Origin of the sequence: Mesorhizobium jarvisii, assembly GCF_003601985.1 — a bacterium.
In the GTDB taxonomy this organism is placed as follows: Bacteria; Pseudomonadota; Alphaproteobacteria; order Rhizobiales; family Rhizobiaceae; genus Mesorhizobium; species Mesorhizobium jarvisii.
Map to the genome: position 1 here is coordinate 56,542 of NZ_QZXA01000003.1, position 19,128 is coordinate 75,669.

At 65.4% G+C, this 19,128-nt stretch carries 19 protein-coding genes; 9 read left to right on the forward strand and 10 right to left on the reverse strand.

Annotated elements, in window-relative coordinates; translation table 11 throughout:
• Positions 1-259 precede the first annotated feature (259 nt).
• Genes D3242_RS07715 through D3242_RS33885 form a run of 3 tightly spaced genes read right to left on the reverse strand, consistent with a single transcriptional unit; the run spans position 260 to position 6,055 of the window.
• The gene (locus D3242_RS07715; RefSeq protein ID WP_064981546.1) at positions 260-3,616 is read right to left on the reverse strand and encodes an error-prone DNA polymerase; all 3,357 of its coding nucleotides are present in this window, start codon (positions 3,614-3,616) and stop codon (positions 260-262) included.
• On the reverse strand, positions 3,613-5,088 hold the full coding sequence (locus D3242_RS07720) for a DUF6504 family protein (RefSeq protein WP_032920816.1): 1,476 nt from the start codon (positions 5,086-5,088) through the stop codon (positions 3,613-3,615). Before D3242_RS07720 ends, D3242_RS07715 begins: the two co-directional genes overlap by 4 nt.
• Positions 5,030-6,055 carry an ImuA family protein gene (locus D3242_RS33885; protein WP_032920813.1) on the reverse strand — a complete coding sequence of 342 codons (1,026 nt, stop codon included), beginning with the start codon at positions 6,053-6,055 and terminating at the stop codon, positions 5,030-5,032. The genes D3242_RS07720 and D3242_RS33885 overlap by 59 nt, the downstream gene beginning before the upstream one ends.
• Before the next feature lie 181 nt (positions 6,056-6,236).
• On the opposite strand from D3242_RS33885, the gene D3242_RS07730 reads away from it, so the two are divergent.
• Positions 6,237-6,659 (forward strand): metallopeptidase family protein, encoded by a 423-nt coding sequence (locus tag D3242_RS07730; RefSeq protein WP_019862133.1) that lies wholly within the window; start codon positions 6,237-6,239, stop codon positions 6,657-6,659.
• Between the two features lie 162 nt (positions 6,660-6,821).
• On the opposite strand, the gene D3242_RS07735 is transcribed toward D3242_RS07730, so the two are convergent.
• Complete coding sequence (locus D3242_RS07735) at positions 6,822-7,028, reverse strand: DUF1737 domain-containing protein (RefSeq protein ID WP_027047555.1); 207 nt, start codon at positions 7,026-7,028, stop codon at positions 6,822-6,824.
• Positions 7,029-7,077: 49 nt separating this feature from the next.
• On the reverse strand, positions 7,078-7,971 hold the full coding sequence (locus D3242_RS07740; RefSeq protein WP_064981544.1) for an HpcH/HpaI aldolase/citrate lyase family protein: 894 nt from the start codon (positions 7,969-7,971) through the stop codon (positions 7,078-7,080).
• Positions 7,972-8,650: 679 nt separating this feature from the next.
• Between D3242_RS07740 and D3242_RS07750 the strand changes: the two genes are divergently transcribed.
• The 4 genes from D3242_RS07750 to D3242_RS07765 all read left to right on the forward strand — a co-directional run bounded on the left by D3242_RS07750 (position 8,651) and on the right by D3242_RS07765 (position 13,722).
• Positions 8,651-10,192 (forward strand): DUF4153 domain-containing protein, encoded by a 1,542-nt coding sequence (locus tag D3242_RS07750; RefSeq protein WP_064981542.1) that lies wholly within the window; start codon positions 8,651-8,653, stop codon positions 10,190-10,192.
• A gap of 3 nt (positions 10,193-10,195) precedes the next feature.
• On the forward strand, positions 10,196-10,888 hold the full coding sequence (locus D3242_RS07755) for a response regulator transcription factor (protein WP_019862126.1): 693 nt from the start codon (positions 10,196-10,198) through the stop codon (positions 10,886-10,888).
• Entirely contained in the window at positions 10,879-12,480 is a 1,602-nt protein-coding gene (locus tag D3242_RS07760) for an ATP-binding protein (protein WP_064981540.1), read from the forward strand. Before D3242_RS07755 ends, D3242_RS07760 begins: the two co-directional genes overlap by 10 nt.
• A gap of 75 nt (positions 12,481-12,555) precedes the next feature.
• A complete protein-coding gene (locus tag D3242_RS07765; RefSeq protein WP_064981538.1) occupies positions 12,556-13,722 on the forward strand; it encodes an NAD(P)/FAD-dependent oxidoreductase in 1,167 nt (388 codons plus the stop codon).
• 7 nt (positions 13,723-13,729) lie between these two features.
• On the opposite strand, the gene D3242_RS07770 is transcribed toward D3242_RS07765, so the two are convergent.
• The 5 genes from D3242_RS07770 to D3242_RS07790 form a co-directional block, all read right to left on the reverse strand.
• Positions 13,730-14,461, reverse strand: a complete 732-nt coding sequence (locus D3242_RS07770) for a DUF72 domain-containing protein (protein ID WP_064981536.1) — start codon at positions 14,459-14,461, stop codon at positions 13,730-13,732.
• Between the two features lie 73 nt (positions 14,462-14,534).
• Positions 14,535-15,026 carry an SRPBCC family protein gene (locus tag D3242_RS07775; protein ID WP_064981535.1) on the reverse strand — a complete coding sequence of 164 codons (492 nt, stop codon included), beginning with the start codon at positions 15,024-15,026 and terminating at the stop codon, positions 14,535-14,537.
• Between the two features lie 44 nt (positions 15,027-15,070).
• Entirely contained in the window at positions 15,071-15,517 is a 447-nt protein-coding gene (locus D3242_RS07780) for an SRPBCC family protein (protein WP_019862121.1), read from the reverse strand.
• Positions 15,517-15,828, reverse strand: coding sequence for an ArsR/SmtB family transcription factor (locus D3242_RS07785; protein WP_064987727.1), 312 nt, complete (start codon positions 15,826-15,828; stop codon positions 15,517-15,519). The genes D3242_RS07780 and D3242_RS07785 overlap by 1 nt, the downstream gene beginning before the upstream one ends.
• 92 nt (positions 15,829-15,920) lie before the next feature.
• Entirely contained in the window at positions 15,921-16,346 is a 426-nt protein-coding gene (locus tag D3242_RS07790; protein WP_027047554.1) for a GNAT family N-acetyltransferase, read from the reverse strand.
• Positions 16,347-16,501: 155 nt separating this feature from the next.
• Between D3242_RS07790 and leuD the strand changes: the two genes are divergently transcribed.
• From leuD to D3242_RS07810, 4 genes are all read left to right on the forward strand, one after another.
• Positions 16,502-17,107, forward strand: a complete 606-nt coding sequence (gene leuD, locus D3242_RS07795) for a 3-isopropylmalate dehydratase small subunit (RefSeq protein WP_019862120.1) — start codon at positions 16,502-16,504, stop codon at positions 17,105-17,107.
• 71 nt (positions 17,108-17,178) lie between these two features.
• Positions 17,179-18,132, forward strand: a complete 954-nt coding sequence (locus tag D3242_RS07800) for a hypothetical protein (protein ID WP_038650692.1) — start codon at positions 17,179-17,181, stop codon at positions 18,130-18,132.
• 221 nt (positions 18,133-18,353) lie between these two features.
• Positions 18,354-18,746 carry a RidA family protein gene (locus tag D3242_RS07805; RefSeq protein ID WP_019862118.1) on the forward strand — a complete coding sequence of 131 codons (393 nt, stop codon included), beginning with the start codon at positions 18,354-18,356 and terminating at the stop codon, positions 18,744-18,746.
• A gap of 3 nt (positions 18,747-18,749) precedes the next feature.
• Positions 18,750-19,100, forward strand: a complete 351-nt coding sequence (locus D3242_RS07810; protein WP_064981533.1) for a VOC family protein — start codon at positions 18,750-18,752, stop codon at positions 19,098-19,100.
• Positions 19,101-19,128 lie beyond the last annotated feature (28 nt).

The window sequence follows — 19,128 nt, forward strand, 5'->3', positions numbered from 1 at the left end:
CGCAATCGCGAAGCAGCTGGGCGTAGAAGTTTGAGAGGCTGGCGGGACAGCGCCCCCCTCTGCCCTGCCGAGCATCTCCCCCACAAGGGGGGAGATCGGCTGTCACCTCGGCCTTCGCGAATTTTCAGCATTGCGAGTTAAGAGAGGCGGCGAGATCGAAGCTGCCAATCTCCCCCCTCGTGGGGGAGATGTCCGGCAGGACAGAGGGGGGCGCCAAGGATCACGGCGTCTCTTCAGATGACGAAGACAAGGGCCGCGCCTACTGAAAATTGCGCCCCTTGGGCATGACCTGTTCCGCCTCTTCCGACAGCGTTGCGAGGTCCTGCCTTGCCGGCGCGTTCCCAATCTCGGGCCGGCTGCGGCGATCCGAGCCTACCTCTTTGGCATACCCCCTCGGTTGGGCCCCCGGCGCTCCGGCTCCGCTGACCTTCTCCAGCAGCACGGTCAGCCAGGGCGTGAGATCCTCGATCTTTTCGGCGACGATATGGATGACACCGGATTCCGACTGCAATTTCCCGGTCACCTTGACGAAGCGCGCGCCCATGACGATGGGCCGGAAGCGGGTAAAGGTCCGCTCCCAGAAGATGACGTTGGCGACCGCCTTGTCGTCCTCCAGCGTCAGGAAGATGGCATTGCCCTTGCCGGGGCGCTGGCGCACCAGCACGAGGCCGGCGACGGAAACCCGTCTGCCGTCACGTACCGAAGGCAGGTTGGCATTGGGCGTGACGCCGGCGCGGTCGAGCCGCTCGCGCAGGAAGGCGACGGGATGCGCCTTCAGCGACAGGCCGAGCGAGCGGTAGTCGTGGATGACATGCTCGCCGAGCGGCATTTTCGGCAGCTTCGTCTCCGGCTCCAGTTCGCGCAGACGCAGCGCCGGCTGGTCGAACAGCGGCAGCTTTTCGGCCGCACTCTTGGCGCCCAGCGCGCGCACTTCCCACAGTGCGGCACGGCGGTCGAGGCCGATCGAGCGGAAGGCATCGGCCTGCGCCAGCCTCTCGATCTCGTCGACATCGAGGCCGGAGCGCAGCCAGACGTCACGGACGGTTTCATAAGCTGAACCCCGCCGCTTTACGAAATCCTCCATGCGTTCCTTGGAAAGACCCTTGATCTGCCGGAAGCCGAGCCGCACCGCATGGTTCGTCTCGATGACACCACGCATATCGGCATGGCGCGGCAGGATGCGGGCCGGATCGAACGGCGCTTTTTCCAGGGTGCAGTCCCAGACGGAACAATTGACGTCGACCTCGCGGATGTCGACGCCATGGTCGCGCGCGTCGCGCACCAGCTGCGCCGGCTGGTAGAACCCCATCGGCTGCGAATTCAGGATCGCGGCGCAGAACACGTCGGGATAGAAGGTCTTGAACCAGCAGGAGGCATAGACGAGCAAGGCGAAGGAGGCGGCGTGGCTTTCGGGAAAGCCATATTCGCCAAAACCCTCGATCTGCTTGAAGCAGCGCTCGGCGAAGTCCTTGGTGTAGCCCTTGCCGACCATGCCGTCGATCATGCGCTGGCGGTAATTGCCGATGGTGCCGGTGCGCTTGAAGGTGGCCATGGCGCGGCGCAGTTCGTCGGCCTCGCCCGGCCTGAAGCCGCCGGCGACGATGGCGATCTTCATCGCCTGTTCCTGGAACAGCGGCACGCCGAGCGTCTTGCTGAGAATCGCCTCGAGCTCCGGCTTCTGATATTCGGGTTTTTCCTTGCCTTGCCGGCGGCGCAGATAGGGGTGCACCATGTCGCCCTGGATCGGGCCGGGCCGCACGATCGCCACCTCGATGACAAGATCATAGAAATCCTTTGGCTTGAGCCTCGGCAGCATCGACATCTGGGCGCGCGATTCGATCTGGAAGACGCCGAGCGTGTCGGCGCGGCCGATCATGTCGTAGACGCGCCTGTCTTCCGGCGGCAAGGTGGCGAGCACATAGGGTTGGCCATAGGGATCCCGGGCTTTTGGATAGTGATCCGTAAGCAGGGTGAAGGCGCGCTGCAGGCAGGTCAGCATGCCGAGCGCCAGCACATCCACTTTCAGGATCTTCACCGCGTCGAGATCGTCCTTGTCCCATTCGACCATCTTGCGCTCGTCCATCGCTGTCTTGACGATGGGCACGATCTCGTCGAGCCGGTCCCTGGTGATGACGAAGCCGCCGACATGCTGGGAGAGGTGGCGGGGGAACCCCATGATCTCGTTGGCCCGTTCCATCACATGACGCGATGTCGGGTCGCTCTGGTCGAGGCCGCCGGCGCGGGCTTCCTTCTCGCCGACCTCGGAGGTCGACCAGCCCCAGATCGAGCCGGACAGGGACGCCCGGACATCCTCCGACAGGCCCATAGCCTTCGACACTTCGCGCAGCGCCGAACGGCCGCGATAGCTGATGACGGCGGCGGCGAGCGCGGTGCGCTTGGAGCTGTATTTCTCGTAGATGTACTGGATGACGGTCTCGCGCTTCTCATGCTCGAAGTCGACATCGATGTCGGGCGGCTCGTTCCTCTCTTCGGAAATGAAGCGCTCGAACAGCGTGTCGATCCGGTCCGGCCCGACTTCGGTGATGCCGATGCAGAAGCAGACGATCGAATTGGCGGCCGAGCCGCGCCCCTGGCAGAGAATGTCCTGGCTGCGGGCGTATTTGACGATGTCGTAAACCGTCAGGAAATAGCGGGCGTAGTTGAGGCGCTCGATCAAAGCGAGCTCTTCCTCGATGCGCTTGATCACCGAGTGAGGCACGCCTGAGGGATAGCGCCTGGCTGCCCCCTCCCGCGCCAGCCTTTCCAGCTCGGCCTGCGGCCCGAGGCCGGATTCCGTCGGCTCGTCGGGGTAATTGTACTGGAGATCACTGAGCGAGAAGGTCAATTCTTCCGCGAACAGCAGCGTCTCGGCCAGCGCCTGCGGATGCCTGCGGAACAGGCGGGCCATTTCCAGCGGCGGCTTCAGATGGCGTTCGGCATTGGCGCTGAGTTCCAGCCCGACCTCGGCGACGGGCGTGTTGAGGCGGATCGCGGTCAGCACGTCCTGCAGCGGGCGTCGTTCGGCGGTGTGGTAGAGGACATCGTTGGTCGCCATCAGCGGGATGCCGGTGCTCTGGGCAAACGCCGCTGCCTGCTCGATCCGGAAACGGTCATTGCCCGCATAACAGGGCGAGACGCCAAGCCGCAGGGCCCTGTCGAAGCGGTCCTTGAGCTGGCCAAGCAAGGCAAGACCGTCTTCAGCGCCCGCCGCCAGATCGGGCAGGACCGCCAGCGACATCAGATCTCCCCATTCGAGCAGATCTTCGCGCTGGAGAAGGGTGGCGCCCTTTTCGGTCTCGTCGCGCAGATTGGCCTGGGTGAGCATGCGGCACAGATGCCCCCAGCCTGCCCGGCTCCTGGGATAGGCGAGAATGTCCGGCGTGCCGTCGCCAAAAACCAGCCGGCAGCCGGGGTGATAGGCAAGCTTTTCGACCTTGGCCTGCTGCCAGGCGCGCACCACGCCGGCCACCGTGTTGCGGTCGGCAAGGCCGATCGCCGAAAAACCCATGAGCTTGGCCGCGACCACCAGCTCCTCCGGCTTGGAGGCGCCGCGCAGGAAGGAGAAATTCGACTGGATGCCGAACTCGGCATAGGGAATGACGGTCAGCGCGTTCATGCGAAGACCCCGTGCATGAACCAGCGCGGCGCGGATTGCGAGCCGCCGTAAAGCCCTTGCCGGTAGAGCCAGTAGCGGCGGCCTTCGGCATCCTCGATGCGGAAATAGTCGCGTGTCGATGCCGCCGCGTCGCCTGGCGCCTGGCGCCACCATTCGGCGGCGATGCGTTCGGGACCCTCGGCGCGGGTGACGCGATAGAGCGCGCGCCGCCAGCGGAAATGCAGCGGCGGACCCTCCGGCATTTCGGTGGCCGGCACCTCGATGGGCTCGGGCGCGCGGAACAGCCGGATCGGCCGTTCCGGCGGAAAGATGGTTTTGGGCGCCTGCACCCTGTCCTGTCTCTTCGGCGGCGTGGTCCGGCGCGGCGCTTCGCTGAAGGGGACGATGGCGACGGCACGCTCCGGTAGATGGCTTTCAACCGCGACCGGCTGCAGCACGGCGCCCTCGCCGAGCCTGGCGCGGATGCGGTCGGCGAACAGCGCGATGTCGGCGCCGTCGTCGGTCACCTCGCCGGTCAGATCGGCCTGCGCCATGTCGAAGGCGGCGGCCGCCAGCACCGAAAGCCGCACCAGATCGAAGCCGTAGCCGGCGTCGATGTCCTGCTCGAGGGCGGCCAGCCTTTCATGGAACAGCTTCTGGATCAGCCGGGGATCGCGCATCGGCCGCGAGGTGCCCAAGGCGATGCGGCTGACGGCGCCGTCGACGCGGAAGAGCAGCAGCGCCAGCGTCCGGGCGCCCTCGCCGCGGCGTTCGAGATCGGTCTTCAAGGTCGTCGCCAGCAGGCCGACCAGGCGTTCGATGTCCTCGGTGAGGGTGACGGGTTCGGCGAGATGCCGCTCGACCGAAAGCGGCGCCACGGGAAGGCGCGGCGACACCGCTTCGTCGAGCCGGCCAAGCGCCTGGTCGAGGCGCAGCAGCAAGGTGGCGCCGAAGCGGCGGGCAAGCGGCGCGCGCGGGGCGGCCATGACCGCGCCCGCCGTGCGCAGGCCGACACTTTCCAGGCTGGCGCGGGTTTCCGGCGCGATGCGCAGTGCGGCGAGCGGCAAGGGCGCCAGCAGCGCTTCCTCCTCGCCGCCATCGACGATGCGGTCGCCGCAAAAGCGGGCCGCCGCCCAGGCCGCGCCCGGCGTCGGGGCAAGGCCGGCGCGGACATCGAACCCCTGATGCAGGAAGCGCGACAGGATGTCGTCCAGCATGGCGCGTTCGCCGCCGAACAGATGGGTGCAGCCGGTGACGTCGAGAAACAGGCCGTCCGCTCCGTCCAGCGCCACCAGCGGGGTGTAGCGGTCGCACCAGTCGGCAAGGCCTTCGAGCAGGCGCCGGTCTGCCTCCGGATCGGCCTCGACGATGTCGATCGAGGGATGCATGGCACGCGCGTCGGCAATGCCCATGTCGCGCTTCAGGTGCAGCGCCTCAGCCCGCTCGTCGAGGGCTGAGATGCGCTGCGCGTTGCCCTGGCGGTGGCTGATCACCAGTGGCGGATGAGATGGCGTCGGATGATCTTGGGGCCGGGAACGCCAGGACCGCCCCAGACGCTGCCGCAGGATCCTTTCGGCCGCCAGATAGGGAAACCACAGGGACAGGATTCTTTGCCCGGCCTTCTTCGCCCCTTCTTTCGTCGAATACGCGTTCATCGGGGTTCCACTCCAGTGTGAATTGTCCAGGCAGGGCCGTGCGGCTCTTGCCGATGCTGATGGTGAAGGCCGGGCGGCCGATCGATCCGGCGAGCGGCCCGGCGACGGTTTCGCGCGGCACGGCCGGCGCCGGCGAGACGATGAGGCGGACGGGCGCCGCCGTCGGTTCGGGCTCGGCCGCCTGCCGCAGCAGGAATACGGGGCGGCCGGCACTTTGCGCCCTCGCATGCAGCCGCCGCGTCGCGGTCAGGTCGAGCCGTTGCGGATTGCCGCGGATTTCGAGGATGACCGCGGCGAGCGCCGTCATCCGCGCTGCTTCCTCGGCGACCCACAGCGCATCGACGAGTTTCGGCGCCTCGGAAAACAGCAATTGTTCCGGTTCGATGCCGAAGGAGGCCTGCAGTCCCCTGGCATAGGGAAAGCCCGCCTCGCGGAAGATTTCTGCGGTGCCGATCCACAACACCGGCAGGCCTTGCGCCTGCTTGAGGATCAGGCTGGCGAGCGACAGGGCAAAGCCGGCGACGGCTCCAGCATCGCGGGTTTCCAGGCCATGGATTTCGCTGAGCGCCGCTTTCGGCAGCCCGCCGCTCAGGGCGGCATCGAGGGGGTCGACGCCGACAGGCAGGAAGGCATCCGGCAAGGCAGCGGCAAGACCGCGCCGGACGATCGTGAGATCGGGGCTGGCGTCGGCATCAAGCGGCGCGCCAGCCGGCGCCTGCAGGCGCTCGGGCAGCGTTCCCTCGATCTTCGCGATCTGGCGGCGCAGGGCAAAAACAGTCTCCCGCGCCACGGCTGATATCGCCATGACGGTCAGTGTCCACTCACAATTGTTCCTGTTATGTTCTCTAGGATTCCAGAGCCGACCCGAAGAGTCAAGCAGAGTCACAAGGAATTTATTCCTGCAGACCCTGCACGACAGGGCGTAGCGGCCACTTCATTTGCCTCGCCCGGCGCGAAAGCCTATATGCCGGATCAAAGGACAAAGCATGGCCCGCATCTATAAGACCCGCACCTGGCATGGCGAACTCGCGCCCTCGATGGAGGAGATAGAGTTCCTGGCGCTGGAGGCGTACGCCCATCTGCCGGAGGATTTTCGCAAGCTGACCGGCGAGATCGTCATCCAGATCGCCGAGTTCCCGACCGACGAGATCATGGACGACCTGTCGCTGGAGACGCCGTTCGACCTGCTCGGCCTGTTCGAGGGCCGCGGCATCGCCGAGCGCTGGAACCCGCAGACCGGCGAAGGCCCGAACCGCATCACGCTCTACCGCCGCGCCATGCTCGACTATTGGGCCGAGAACGAGGAGACGCTCGGCGACATCGTCACCCATGTGCTGATCCACGAGATCGGCCACCATTTCGGCCTGTCGGACGATGATATGGAGAAGATCGAAGAGGCAGCCGAGTAGGCTGTGTCGATATTCAGGTGATGCCGGCCTGCAAATTGCGGTCCCCTGCGCTTCCGGTGCTCACGTACCAAAAGTACGCTCCGCTCCGGTTCTCGGGCACCACCATTTTCGACTCGGCCTGACCTGAATCTCGACACAGCCTGCGTCGGCGCTTTGCAAAATCTACCAGTCGCTGAGCTTGGTGTCCGGCCCATATTCCTGGCCGTCGACGTCCTTCACCACGGCCTGGCCGCAGCGCATGGTCTTGGCCTTCTTGTCGTAGGCGTAGGTCGGCGAGCCGAACAGGTGCCAGCCCTTGTTCAGCGCCGCCGTCACCTTGTGGCAGAAGCTGGCGTCGTCCGGGCCGGTGAGAAAGCGGTAGAGTTTCATGTCTCAAGTCCTGTCGTAAGTGCCCATAGCCCGCGAGCATGGGGCTATATCATGCGCCGATGGCGGCCGCCTTCGCCAGCAGTTTTTCGGCCTGTGCCAGATGCAGCCGCTCGACCATCTTGCCGTTCAGCGCGATCACGCCTTTGCCAGTATTCTCGGCACGTGAAAAGGCATCCTTCACCGCGCGTGCCTCGGCGACCGCCTGCGGCGAGGGCGCGAAGGCGCGGTTCGCGGCGTCGATCTGGGCCGGATGGATCAGCGTCTTGCCGTCGAAGCCCATGGCCGCCGCCTCCGCACACTCACGGGCAAAGGCGTCGAGGTCGCGAAAATCATTGGCAACGCCGTCGAGCATGTCGAGACCGCCGGCGCGCGCGGCCAGCACCATCTGCATCAGCCATGGCACGAGGTAGCGCCGGTCCGCCGTCACCAGCACACCGGTTTCCTTGGCGAGATCATTCGTTCCGGCCACGAAACAATTGAGCCGTGAGGCCGGATCGCGGCCCAGTTCGGCAATGGCGCCGATGTTGAGCAGCGCCTTGGGCGTCTCGATCATCGCCCAGAGTTTCACGCTGTCGGGGGCAAAATTGTCGTCGAGCACGTCGCCGACTTCGAGGATGTCGCGCGGCGTGGCGACCTTGGACAAAAGGATGCCGTCAGGCTCGACTTTCGCCACGGCCAAGAGGTCGTCGGCGCCCCATTCGCTGGCCAGCGCATTGACGCGCACCACCATCTCGCAGCGGCGGCCGAGATTGTTGGCGACCGGGCGGTTGGCGAAGATCGCGGGCAGTTTTTCGCGGGCGGCGATCTTGTCGGCCGGGGCGACGGCATCCTCGAGGTCGATGATGATTGCGTCGCAGGACAGAAGCGCGATCTTGGCAAGCGCCTTGTCGTTGGAGGCCGGGACATAGAGGACGGAGCGGCGCGGGCGGTAGGGTTCGGTCATATCCGATCTATGCCGTCTGTGGGTGGTCGAGGCAAGCGTTGGTGCTGTGCGCAGGGTCGCTGCGAAGCTGCGGGGTCGGCGCCAGCACCCCACCCGGACCTTCGGTCCGACCTCCCCACAAGGGGAGGTAGAAGCTCGGCGCCCTTCCTCAGCCGTTGCGGAAGAGAGCCTTCCTCTCCCCCGTCGATCGGGGGAGAGGTGTCGAGCGAAGCTCGACGGAGTGGAGGGTCGACCCTTGCGTGCAAGGCGGGGCGATGCTTGCGCCTGTGCCTTCCTATGTGCGTTCGCGGGGGTTGCCAGCTGGTTCCCCCACTCCGTCTCGGCTTCGCCGAGCCACCTCTCCCCCCTCCGGAGGGAGAGGAAAGGAGCCTGCCTGGGGCAGCGCCAACGTCCGTAGGATGGTGGGGCAGCGCACCAGCCGTGATGCGCGGCCCTGCATGAAAACTGCACAGGCCTGCGGAAAAGCTCCTCGGATCCGCCCTGCCGTTTCCCTGCCGGCCTGCGAAACAGGCGGCATGCACAAGCGAGCAAAACCCCATTGGTCCGTGCCACAGCGCCTGCGCACCGAAGGCTGGTGGCTGGTCGATCCGCCACGCGCGAATCCCATGGCGATTCTCATCCCTTTCGCCCGCAAGTGTCCGCCGACCTTCCGGCTGGACACCATCGGGAGGATCAGGTCGTGACAGCGTTTTTCTCTGCCCCGCCAAGTTATTGCAGCCGCTTCGGTGTTGCCGTGCTGCTGGTCGTGCTGGCGGATTTCCTGTTCTACGGCCAACCCCCCGGCATCACGGTTTTCCTGTTCGCCATCCTGATTGCCGCCGCGGTCGTGGCCGTGCATCCCACGGCCTTCAGCGACATCAGGGTCTGGCTCAAGCCCGCCGCCTTGCTTGTCGCGCTGCTGCCGCTCGCCGAAAATGTCAGCCCCCTGTCCGTCTCGATCGCGCTTGCGGCGCTGGTCGTCTTCGCGCTTTCGCTGAGCGGTCGCCTGCGGCACGGCATGGCCCGTATTGTCGGCCAGATTGCGTTGTTCGGGCTCGCGGCGCCGTTCCGCTTCGTCCGTGATTTCATCCGTTGGCGCAAGACGGCGCGCCGGCTTGGCGGGCGCCGCGTCAGGCTTGCGGCGGTCGCCGTCTGGGTGATGCCGCTGACGCTGGGCGCCGTCTTCCTGGCGCTGTTCGGCGCCGCCAATCCGGTCATCGACTACTGGCTGTCGCTGATCGACCTGATGAAGCTGCTCGATCTCATCCAGCTGGCGCGGATCGCCTTCTGGCTGTTCGTGCTCGCCGGCGTCTGGGCCTTTCTGCGGCCACGCCTGCCGCGTTTTTCGCGGCGCATCTCCCGGCCACCACTTGCCGTTGCTCAACCGGCGACCAATCCGCAACGACACGTCATCGAGGAGACCGTCTTCGGCAAACCCGCTATCCTGCGCGCGCTGATCGTCTTCAACGTGCTGTTTGCGCTGCAGACCGGGCTCGACGCCACCTATCTGTGGGGCGGTGTCGCCCTTCCCGACGGCTTGAGCTATGCCGCCTATGCGCATCGCGGCGCATATCCCCTGATCATTACCGCACTGCTTGCCGCCGGCTTCGTGCTGGCGGCGCTCAGGCCGGGCAGCGAGACCTCAGGAGATCCCGTCATCCGCCGGCTGGTCTATGCCTGGGTGGCGCAGAACATCATGCTGGTCATCTCGTCGATCCTGCGGCTCGACCTCTATGTCGGCATCTATGCGCTGACCTATTGGCGCATCGCGGCTTTCGTCTGGATGGGGCTGGTGGCGGCAGGGCTTGCGCTGATCATCGCCCGCATCGCGCTTGGAAAATCCAATGAATGGCTCTCCTCCGCCAATCTTCTGACGTTATCCCTGACGCTTTATGCCTGCTGTTTCATCAATTTCGCCGCGACGATCGCCAATTACAATGTCGACCACTCCCTCGAAATGACCGGCCAGGGCATCCCCCTCGACGCCTGGTACCTGCGCTCGCTCGGCCCGGGCGCGTTTCCGGCACTCGATCGTTTCTTCGATCACCAGGGCAAGACCCCCGACGCCGGCGCCACACGCGAACTTGCGAGACTGCGTGGCATCGACGAGGGTTGGTACCGAACCGTCCAGGAAAACTGGCGGGCCTGGAGCTTTCGCGACTGGCGCCTGCTTGCCTATCTCGACAGCAAGGGGTCGCTCGTGCTTCCTCAGCCTTCGCAACCTTCCCTGCCGGGCCGCTGACCGATGCCGCATCACATCCTCGTCGCCGACGATGACCCGCACATCCGCGAGGTGATCTGCTTCGCGCTGGAAAAGGCCGGCATGAAGACGCTTGGCGTGGCCGATGGGGCCGCCGCCTTGCAGGAAATCGGACGCCGTGCGCCGGACCTCGTCGTGCTCGACATCGGCATGCCGGAGATGGACGGGCTGGAGGTCTGCCGGCGGCTGCGCCACACATCGGACGTGCCGGTGCTGTTCCTGTCCGCGCGCGACGAGGAGATCGACCGCATCCTCGGGCTCGAAATGGGCGGCGACGACTATGTGACGAAACCGTTCAGCCCGCGCGAGCTGGTCGCCCGCGTCAACGTCATCCTGCGCCGCGCCCGCCCGGCGGCGGCCGAGGCGGCCGACGACCGGCAGTTTTCGCATGGCAAGCTCACTCTGGCGCCGGCCAGCCACGCCGCAAGCTTCGACGGCAAGCCCCTTGCCCTGACGGGGATCGAATTCTCGATCCTGAAAGGGTTCCTGGCGCGGCCGGCGCATGTGCTCGACCGTGACGCGGTGATGGCGAACGCCTATGCCGGCAAGATCCATGTCGCCGACCGCACCGTCGACAGCCATATCCGCAACATCCGCGCCAAGCTGGCGGCGGTGGGCTGCCTGGACGCCATCGAGACCGTGCATGGCGTCGGCTTCCGGCTCGGCCGATGCGGCTGACGACTTCCAGCAAATGGATCGGCCGCAAATGGCGACCAAGGCTTGCCACGGTCGTCGTCGCCATCCTGATCATGGTGATGGCCTTGCCGCTGGTCGGCCTGTTCTTCTTTCGCCTCTACGAAAACCAGCTGATCCGCCAGACCGAGGCGGAACTGATCGCGCAAGGGGCGGCCATCGCCGCCATCTATGCGCAGGAAGTGCGCGACGCCGGCATTCCCCCGGACAAACTCGGCGCGCCGATGCCGCAGGCCAATGGCGGTGCCAGCCGAGCAGCCAATCCCGACGGCCCGTACCGGCCGATCGAGCCGCAGCTCGATCTCGCCTCAGACGCCGTGCTGCCGACCCGGCCCGCCGCCATGCCCGCCACCACCGATCCGGCCTTCGCCGCGATCGGCACGCGCCTGTCCGGCATTCTCGACGCCACACAGAAAACCACGCTGGCCGGTTTCCGGCTGCTTGATCCCACAGGTGTCGTCATTGCCGGACGTGGCGAGGTCGGGCAGTCGCTTGGCGAGGTCGACGAGGTGCGCACGGCACTTGGCGGCCACTATGCCAGCGCGCTCAGGCTGCGCATCCCCGACCAGCCGACGCCACCGCTCTATTCGGTCAGCCGCGGTACCAAGGTGCGGGTCTTCGTCGCCCTGCCGGTGGCCGTTGATGGCCGGGTCGCCGGCGTGGTCTATGTCTCGCGGACACCCAACAACATCATCAAGCATCTCTATGGCGAACGCGGCAAGGTGACCCTGGCGGCGATCGCCATCCTCGGCGGCACGCTGCTCATCGGCCTGGTGTTCCTGCGCACGGTCAGCCGGCCGATCTATGCGCTGATCGACCGCACGCAGCGCATCGCCGCCGGTGAGCGTGACGCAATTCGGCCGCTCGACCATCATGGCACCTACGAAATGGCCGAGCTGTCCGCCGCCTTCCTCGACATGGCCGAAAAGCTGCAGGCGCGCTCGGATAGCATCCAGACCTTCGCCACCCATGTCTCGCACGAGCTCAAATCGCCGCTGACGGCGATCCAGGGCGCGGCCGAATTGCTGCGCGATTCCGGCAGCACGATGGATGATGAGGAGCGGCGGCGCTTCTCTAACAACATCGTCACTGATGCCGGGCGGCTCAATCTGCTGGTGCGGCGGCTGCTCGATCTGGCCAAGGCCGAAAATCTTGCACCGAGCGGCGAAAGCACCTCGATCGGTGCCGCGCTGGCCCTGCTGCCCGCCGACACCAGGCTGGCGGTCCGCATCGAGGCGGGCGGCGATCTCGCCTTGCGCATCTCGGCCGAGAACGCGGCAATCGTGCTGGCCAATCTCATCGACAATTCCGCCAGGCACGCCGCGACGCTCGTTTCGATCACGGCGGCAAGCGCCGGCGGCAAGGCGACGGTGCTGGTCGGCGACGACGGCGCCGGCATTTCGCCGAGCAACCGGGCGCGCATCTTCGAGCCGTTCTTCACCACGCGGCGCTCCACCGGCGGCACCGGCATGGGCCTCGGCATCGTGCTGGCCCTCCTGAAAGCGCATGATGGTATGATCCGGCTGGTTGACTCCGAGCGCGGCACGCGCTTCGAGATCACACTGCCGGTAGTATGAGAGGGAGCATGATCTCTTCCGAAAACCGGCGGCCACTTTTCGGGATCATGCTCTAGGCTTGGAGAGGCATTAAGCGTGCGCTACGACATCGTCATCATCGGCGGGGCCATCGTCGGGTCCTCCATTGCCTACTATCTGCGCGAGGAGGGGTTTTCCGGCTCCATCGCGCTCATCGAGCGCGATCCGCAATTCGCCCATGCGGCAACGACGCTGTCCATGGCCTCGATCCGCCAGCAATTCTCGATTCCCGAAAACATCCGGCTATCGCAATTCACGCTGAAGCTGTTCCGGCGGCTGAAGGAGACGTTCGGCGCCGATGCCGATATCGGGTTCCGCGAGGGTGGCTATCTCATCCTGGCCGGCGAGAACGGCCTGCCGGTGCTCAAGGCAAACCATGATGCACAGGTCGCCGAAGGCGCCGACATCGTGCTCGAGGACGCCGAGCAGCTGACGCGGCGCTTCGCCTGGCTGTCGGCTGAAGGCATTTCCGCCGGCGCCTATGGCCGGACCGGCGAAGGCTGGTTCGACGCGCATGCGATGCTGACGCTGTTCCGCAAGGCGCTGCGCGACAAGAAGATCGATTTCATCGCCGCTTCGGCCACCGGCATTACGCGCAACGGCAACCGCGTCACCGGCGTCTCCCTCGAAAATGGCCAGACCTTGGAAGCCGGCATCGTCGTCAACGCCGCCGGGCCGAATGCCGGCAAGGTCGCGGCCCTCGCCGGGCTGGCGCTGCCGGTCGAGCCGCGCAAGCGCAACGTCTTCGTGTTCGAGGCGCGCGAGAAATATGCCGACATGCCGCTGCTGGTCGATCCCTCCGGCATTTATGTGCGGCCGGAAGGCTCGGTCTACCTCACAGGCGGCGCCGAGCCGGAAGAAGGCGACGGCCCGGCCGATCCCGCCGATTTCGAGGTCGACTGGCCGCTGTTCGAAGAGGTGATCTGGCCTGTGCTGGCGACCCGCATTCCCGCCTTCGAGGCCATCAAGGCGACCCGCGCCTGGGCCGGGCACTACGACTACAACACGCTCGACCAGAACGCGGTGATCGGCCCGCATCCAGAGATCGGCAATTTCCTCTTCGCCAACGGCTTTTCCGGCCACGGCCTGCAGCAGGCGCCGGCGGTCGGCAAGGCGCTGGCCGAGTTGATCGTGCATGGCGGGTACCGGACGATCGATTGCTCGGCGTTCGGCTATGAGCGGGTGGCCGAGGGGCGGGCGTTCCGGGAATTGAATGTGATTTGAGAAGCGCCTAGTCAACCGTCGCATCGATAGCGAGAGCATTGCCGAGCGCGTGGCCGGCGGCCGTGTTGTCGAAGATGCCCCAGACCTCCGCGCCCGAGGCGGCCGCTGCCTGCAGCTGCCGGCCGATCCGGTCGAGGCTTTCGGCGTCATAGTCCGAGTAGTAGACACGCGGCACGCCGTGCCAGCGGAAATAGGCAAGGCCGGCCCAACCGCCCGGCATCGCAGCAGCCGGTACAGGAGCGGGATCGGCGGCAACGCGCGCGATCCGCCGGTCGGCAAGGAGCGTTCCCGCCTCTGCTTCGAACCAGCTCGGGTGGCGTGGTTCGCATGCCAGCCTTGCCTTTGTCCGCCTGCCCAGCATGTCAAAGAAACCGCAGGCGATGTCCGGCTCGAACGGCAAGCTCGGCGGCAGCTGCACCAAAAGCACGCTCAGTTTTTCGCCGAGACCTTCGACCTGCTGGAGGAACATTTCCGCAAGCGCATCGCCATCCGCGAGACGATGCTCATGGGTCATTGTCTTGGGCGTCTTGACGGCAAAGCGGAAGTGCTCCGGCACGGAGCGTGCCCAGCGCTCGTAGGTCTCGCGACGGTGTGGCTTGTGGAAGGACGTGTCGATTTCGACGATCGGAAATCGGCGGGCGTAGCGTTCGAGATGCGAACCGGGTTGCGGCAAGTCCTCCTTATATCGGGTTGGAATTCCCCAGCCGGCCGTGCCGATGAAACATCCCTGCTTTTCCATGCATGGGATGTGGACCAGATGAAGTGTGGGTCAAGACGAGATGAACGACGAGCCGTTGCCACCGTCCCGCTGCTCAGGCCGCCGCTAGTCTTCCATCCCCGACATAGGCCTGCAGCCAGGCCAGCACCCGGCCCCAGCCCTCGGCATGCTCGGCCGCCGCATCGCTCAGGCCGGCAAAACCGCCATGGCAGATGGTGAGGCGCGTGCCCTTGGCGGTCGGCTCGAGCAGCCAGGCGACCGTGGTTTGCCGCCGGCCAAGCGTCGGATGGTCCCAGGCATAGGCCCGCGTCTGCACGATACGGCGCGGCGCTTCGATCTCGAGGAATTCGCCGCCGGCCGGCAGCTCCCCGCCGCCGGCAGTGCGGACGACGACCGTCCAGCGACCGCCGACGCGAAGGTCGGCCGACCAATCGGCCATCCGGTAGGTGTCGGCGGTCCCCCACCATTGCTCGATTTCTCTCGTGACCAGCGCGCGAAAGATGCGTTCCACAGGCGCTTCGATCTCGGCTGACGCCATGATCGTCTCGCCATTGGTCATGCTCTGTACCCCGAGGACGTGCATCATTTCTGCCTCCACATCCAGTTTGTTTCGGTATCGAAACGAGCCTTTCACCCTTTCGTTGGCGGGCGCTCGAAACCCTTGCCGGTCTCGAGCAGGCTCTTGAGGCTCGCCAGCACCAGCGGCCAGCCCTTGCTGACATTCGGGATCAGCCGGTGCGGGCCGTCGGCCTCGTGGGTGACGGCCAGCTTCATCAGCTCGCCGTCCTGTTCGATTGTGAAGGTGCAGCGCGTGTAGCCGTCTTCCTTGACCTCCGGCATCCATTCATTGCGCCATTTGATGACCAGGCGTCGCGGCGGGTCGATCTCGAGGATCTCGCCCGAGTCGGCGACGCGGCCGTCGGGGAAGATCAGTTTCCAGCTGGAGCCGACCTTCCACTCGCTCTCCTGATAGGAGCAGAGGAAGAACTGCCGGTTGAACTCCGGGTCGGTCAGCGCCTCCCAGAGTTTTTCGGCCGTGGTGCGGATGTAGGTCACGTAAACGAAGCTGTTGCTCATCAGTCTTCCCTTTCGAGGCGTTTCTTCAGATCACTCAATGCATCCAGCCGATGGCGCTCGAACTTGCCGATCCAGCGCTCGGCGATCTCGTTGATGGGGACCGGATTGAGGTAGTGCTGCTTCTCGCGTCCCTTGCGGAGCGTGGTGACGAGGTTGGCTTCCTCCAGGATCGCCAAATGCTTGGTCACCGCCTGGCGTGTCATGTCCATCTCCGCGCACAGCGCGTTCAGCGTCTGCCCGTTCCGGGCATGGAGGTTGTCCAGCAATTGCCGGCGTGTCGGGTCGGCCAGGGCGCGAAAGACTGCATCCATGCTCATCGCTTTAATATGCAACCATTTGGTTGCATGTCAAGCGACAAGATCGCACACCGTCGGCGGCTGGGCGCGGCCACGGGAGAAAAAAGTCAGCCCTTGCGGGAGAACCAGAAGGCGTCGGCCATGCGCTTCATGCCGATGCGTTCGTAGAAGCCGACGGCGTCGGGCATGGAAATCAGGCTGATGGCGACCGACGGCCCAAGCTGCCGTCGCGCCTCGTCCATCAGGCCCTTGCCGATGCCGAGCCCTTGCGCCGATCGGGACACGGCGAGTTCCGAGATGTAGCAAACCCAGGAGAAGTCGGTGACCGCACGGGCCACGCCGATCAGCGGCTTGCCTTCGATATCGAGACGCGCGGTCAGCACAAGATTGGCACCGGACAGCATCGCCCGCAGCCTGGCGGGATCATCGACAGGCCGCGTCTCGCCGAGGCCGGATTCCACCAGCACGCGGCGGAATTCGGCGATGTCGAGCGCGGACTCGCTTGCGTAGAGGACATGGGAGTTTTCAGCCATGCCGGTCAGACTGCATCATCGCCTCGCGAATTCGAAGTCGCTTTGTGGTACGCCCCTTGTGCCAGCGCGCACGAACAGTTGCCTTTTATTTGCCCTCGGCTTTGTGTAAACGGGGCGTCAGCAAATCCCCCGCAACGAAAACACGGGCCAAAGCCATGGAAAAGTTCACCAAGCTCACCGGCGTCGCCGCTCCGATGCCGATCGTCAATGTCGACACCGACATGATCATCCCGAAGGATTATCTCAAGACGATCAAGCGCACCGGCCTCGGCACCGGCCTGTTCGCCGAAATGCGCTACAATGACGATGGTTCGGAAAATCCGGATTTCGTGCTCAACAAACCGGCCTACCGCAAGGCGCAGATCCTGGTCGCCGGCGACAATTTCGGCTGCGGCTCGAGCCGCGAGCACGCGCCGTGGGCGCTGCTCGACTTCGGCATTCGCTGCGTCATCTCGACCTCGTTCGCCGACATTTTCTACAACAACTGCTTCAAGAACGGCGTGCTGCCGATCACCGTCAGCCCCGAAGATCTGGAGAAGCTGATGGACGACGCCTCGCGCGGCTCCAACGCCACTTTGTCGATCGATCTCGAAGCCAAGGAAATCCGCGGCCCCGATGGCGGCGTCGTCAAGTTCGACCTCGACGACTTCAAGCGGCACTGCATGCTCAACGGCCTCGACGATATCGGCCTGACCATGGAGAAGGCCGGCGCCATCGCCTCGTTCGAGAAGAAGAACGCCGAACAGCGTCCCTGGGCCTGAGCGGCACCGTCCGACGATAGGCCCGGCCGCGTTCCGGCCGGGTTTGGTGGCGACTGAAGGGAGGGACAGTCATGGCACGTTCGCTTCTTGCCGGCGTTTGCGGGCTGGCGCTGGTGGTGGTGCCCGCCGCGAGCGCCTTTGCGCAGACACAGACGCCCGCGGCGCAACAGACGCCAGCGGCAGCCCAGAAACCGGCCGAGCAGCCGGCGACCGACCAGGGATCGTCCAACACCAGCGACGCGGCGCCCGCCGACGACGACAAGCAGGCGCCGATAGCGTTCGAGGGCGGCCAGCTGACCATCACGCAGCCGGAGCAGGACGGCGAGAAGGTGCTCGCCTATGACGGCAAGCAGCTGGCCAGCAACTACGATGTCTTCTTCGACAAGATCGTGAAGATCGGCGACGTCAACGTGGCGCTGGTCGATGTCGGCGACGGCGGCAATCAATGCGGCCCGGCCAAGGTCATCGTCTGGAAGCCGAAGGACGGCGAGATCAAGACCACGACGGTCGAGCAGGACGAATGCGGCGCGCCGCCGGCGGCGATCTCCGACAGCGCCATCTATTTCGTGCCCTATCTGCTGCCGGGCGATCAGAAGCCGGCCCTGCAATGGTCGCCGACCGAAGGCCTGACGACTTCCGGCAACCTCGCTTACACGCCCGAACCCGGCACCGACTGGAAGGATATCGATCCGTCGAAATACGACAACATCATCGATGCCTTCCACAATGAGGCTGTCTACAAGGCGGCCAAGGCGCTGCTCGGCGACACCATGCCCGACATGGCGACCAGCCTGCTGGTCGGCGGCGGCACGGAAAAGACGGCCTCCGGCGCCTTTTACGCCACCGGCTGCGTGCCGCATGATTGCGGCGGCAATGACGGCTTCATGGCGGTCGATCCGGCCAAGCACACGGTCTATTTCTCGCGGCGTGGTGACGATGGCGCGCCAGCGGCCTGGCCGCCGCTCAAGGACTGGCCGGACGATATCAAGAAGGCGCTCGACGACGCGCAGGCGTCGGGGAACTAGGGCACTAGCGTTGCGCGACGGCCAACAGAGCTTCGTCATCCACGGGTCTGCGCCGCGTCGCTTCGCTCTTTGCTACGCCCCAGGATGACGACGGGAGGGATACCCCGACTAATCTCCGAGGCAGCACTTCGCCGCGTCGTGACAATGGTCCGCCCTGCTTGGCCCACGACCCGCGCCGCGCCGCCTGCTAGACGCAGGCCCACAATTCAAGGAGGCCTCCCATGCGCAAACTGATCTCCACCGGTTCGCCCTTCGAGAAGACCGCCGGCTATTCGCGCGCGGTGGTGCAGGGCGACTGGTGCTTCGTCTCCGGCACGACCGGCTATGATTACGCGACGATGACGATGCCGGAAACGGTCGAGGCGCAGACGCGCAACTGCCTGGCGACGATCGGCAAGGCGCTGGCCGACGGCGGCTTCGAGATATCAGACGTGGTGCGGGCGCATTACTACATCACCGACCAGGCCTTCGTGGATGTGGTCTTCCCGATCCTGGGCGAGACATTCGGCGACATCAGGCCGGCGGCGACAATGATCGTGTGCCAGCTCAACAAGCCGGAAATGAAGATCGAGATCGAAGTCACGGCGCTGCGGCGCTCGGCTCCGAGGCGCTGAACCATGAAGGTCCGGCGCATCGTGGCCAATATCGAGACGCAGGATGCAGCGGCGGCGAAACGCTTCTACCAGAATGTGCTTGGCCTCGACATGCTGATGGATCAGGGCTGGATCGTCACCTACGGCTCCGCGGAAAAGATGCAGGTGCAGGTCTCCTTCATGGTGCAAGGCGGCTCCGGCACGCCGGTGCCGGACCTGTCGATCGAGGTCGACGATCTCGAGGCTGCACTTCAAGGCATGAAGGCCGCCGGCTTCGCCATCGAATACGGTCCGGCCGACGAACCGTGGGGTGTGCGGCGCTTCTATGTGCGCGATCCCCTGGGCCGGCTGGTCAACATTCTCTCACATCGGTGATCGTGGTTCTGAACCGCAGGCTTGCGCC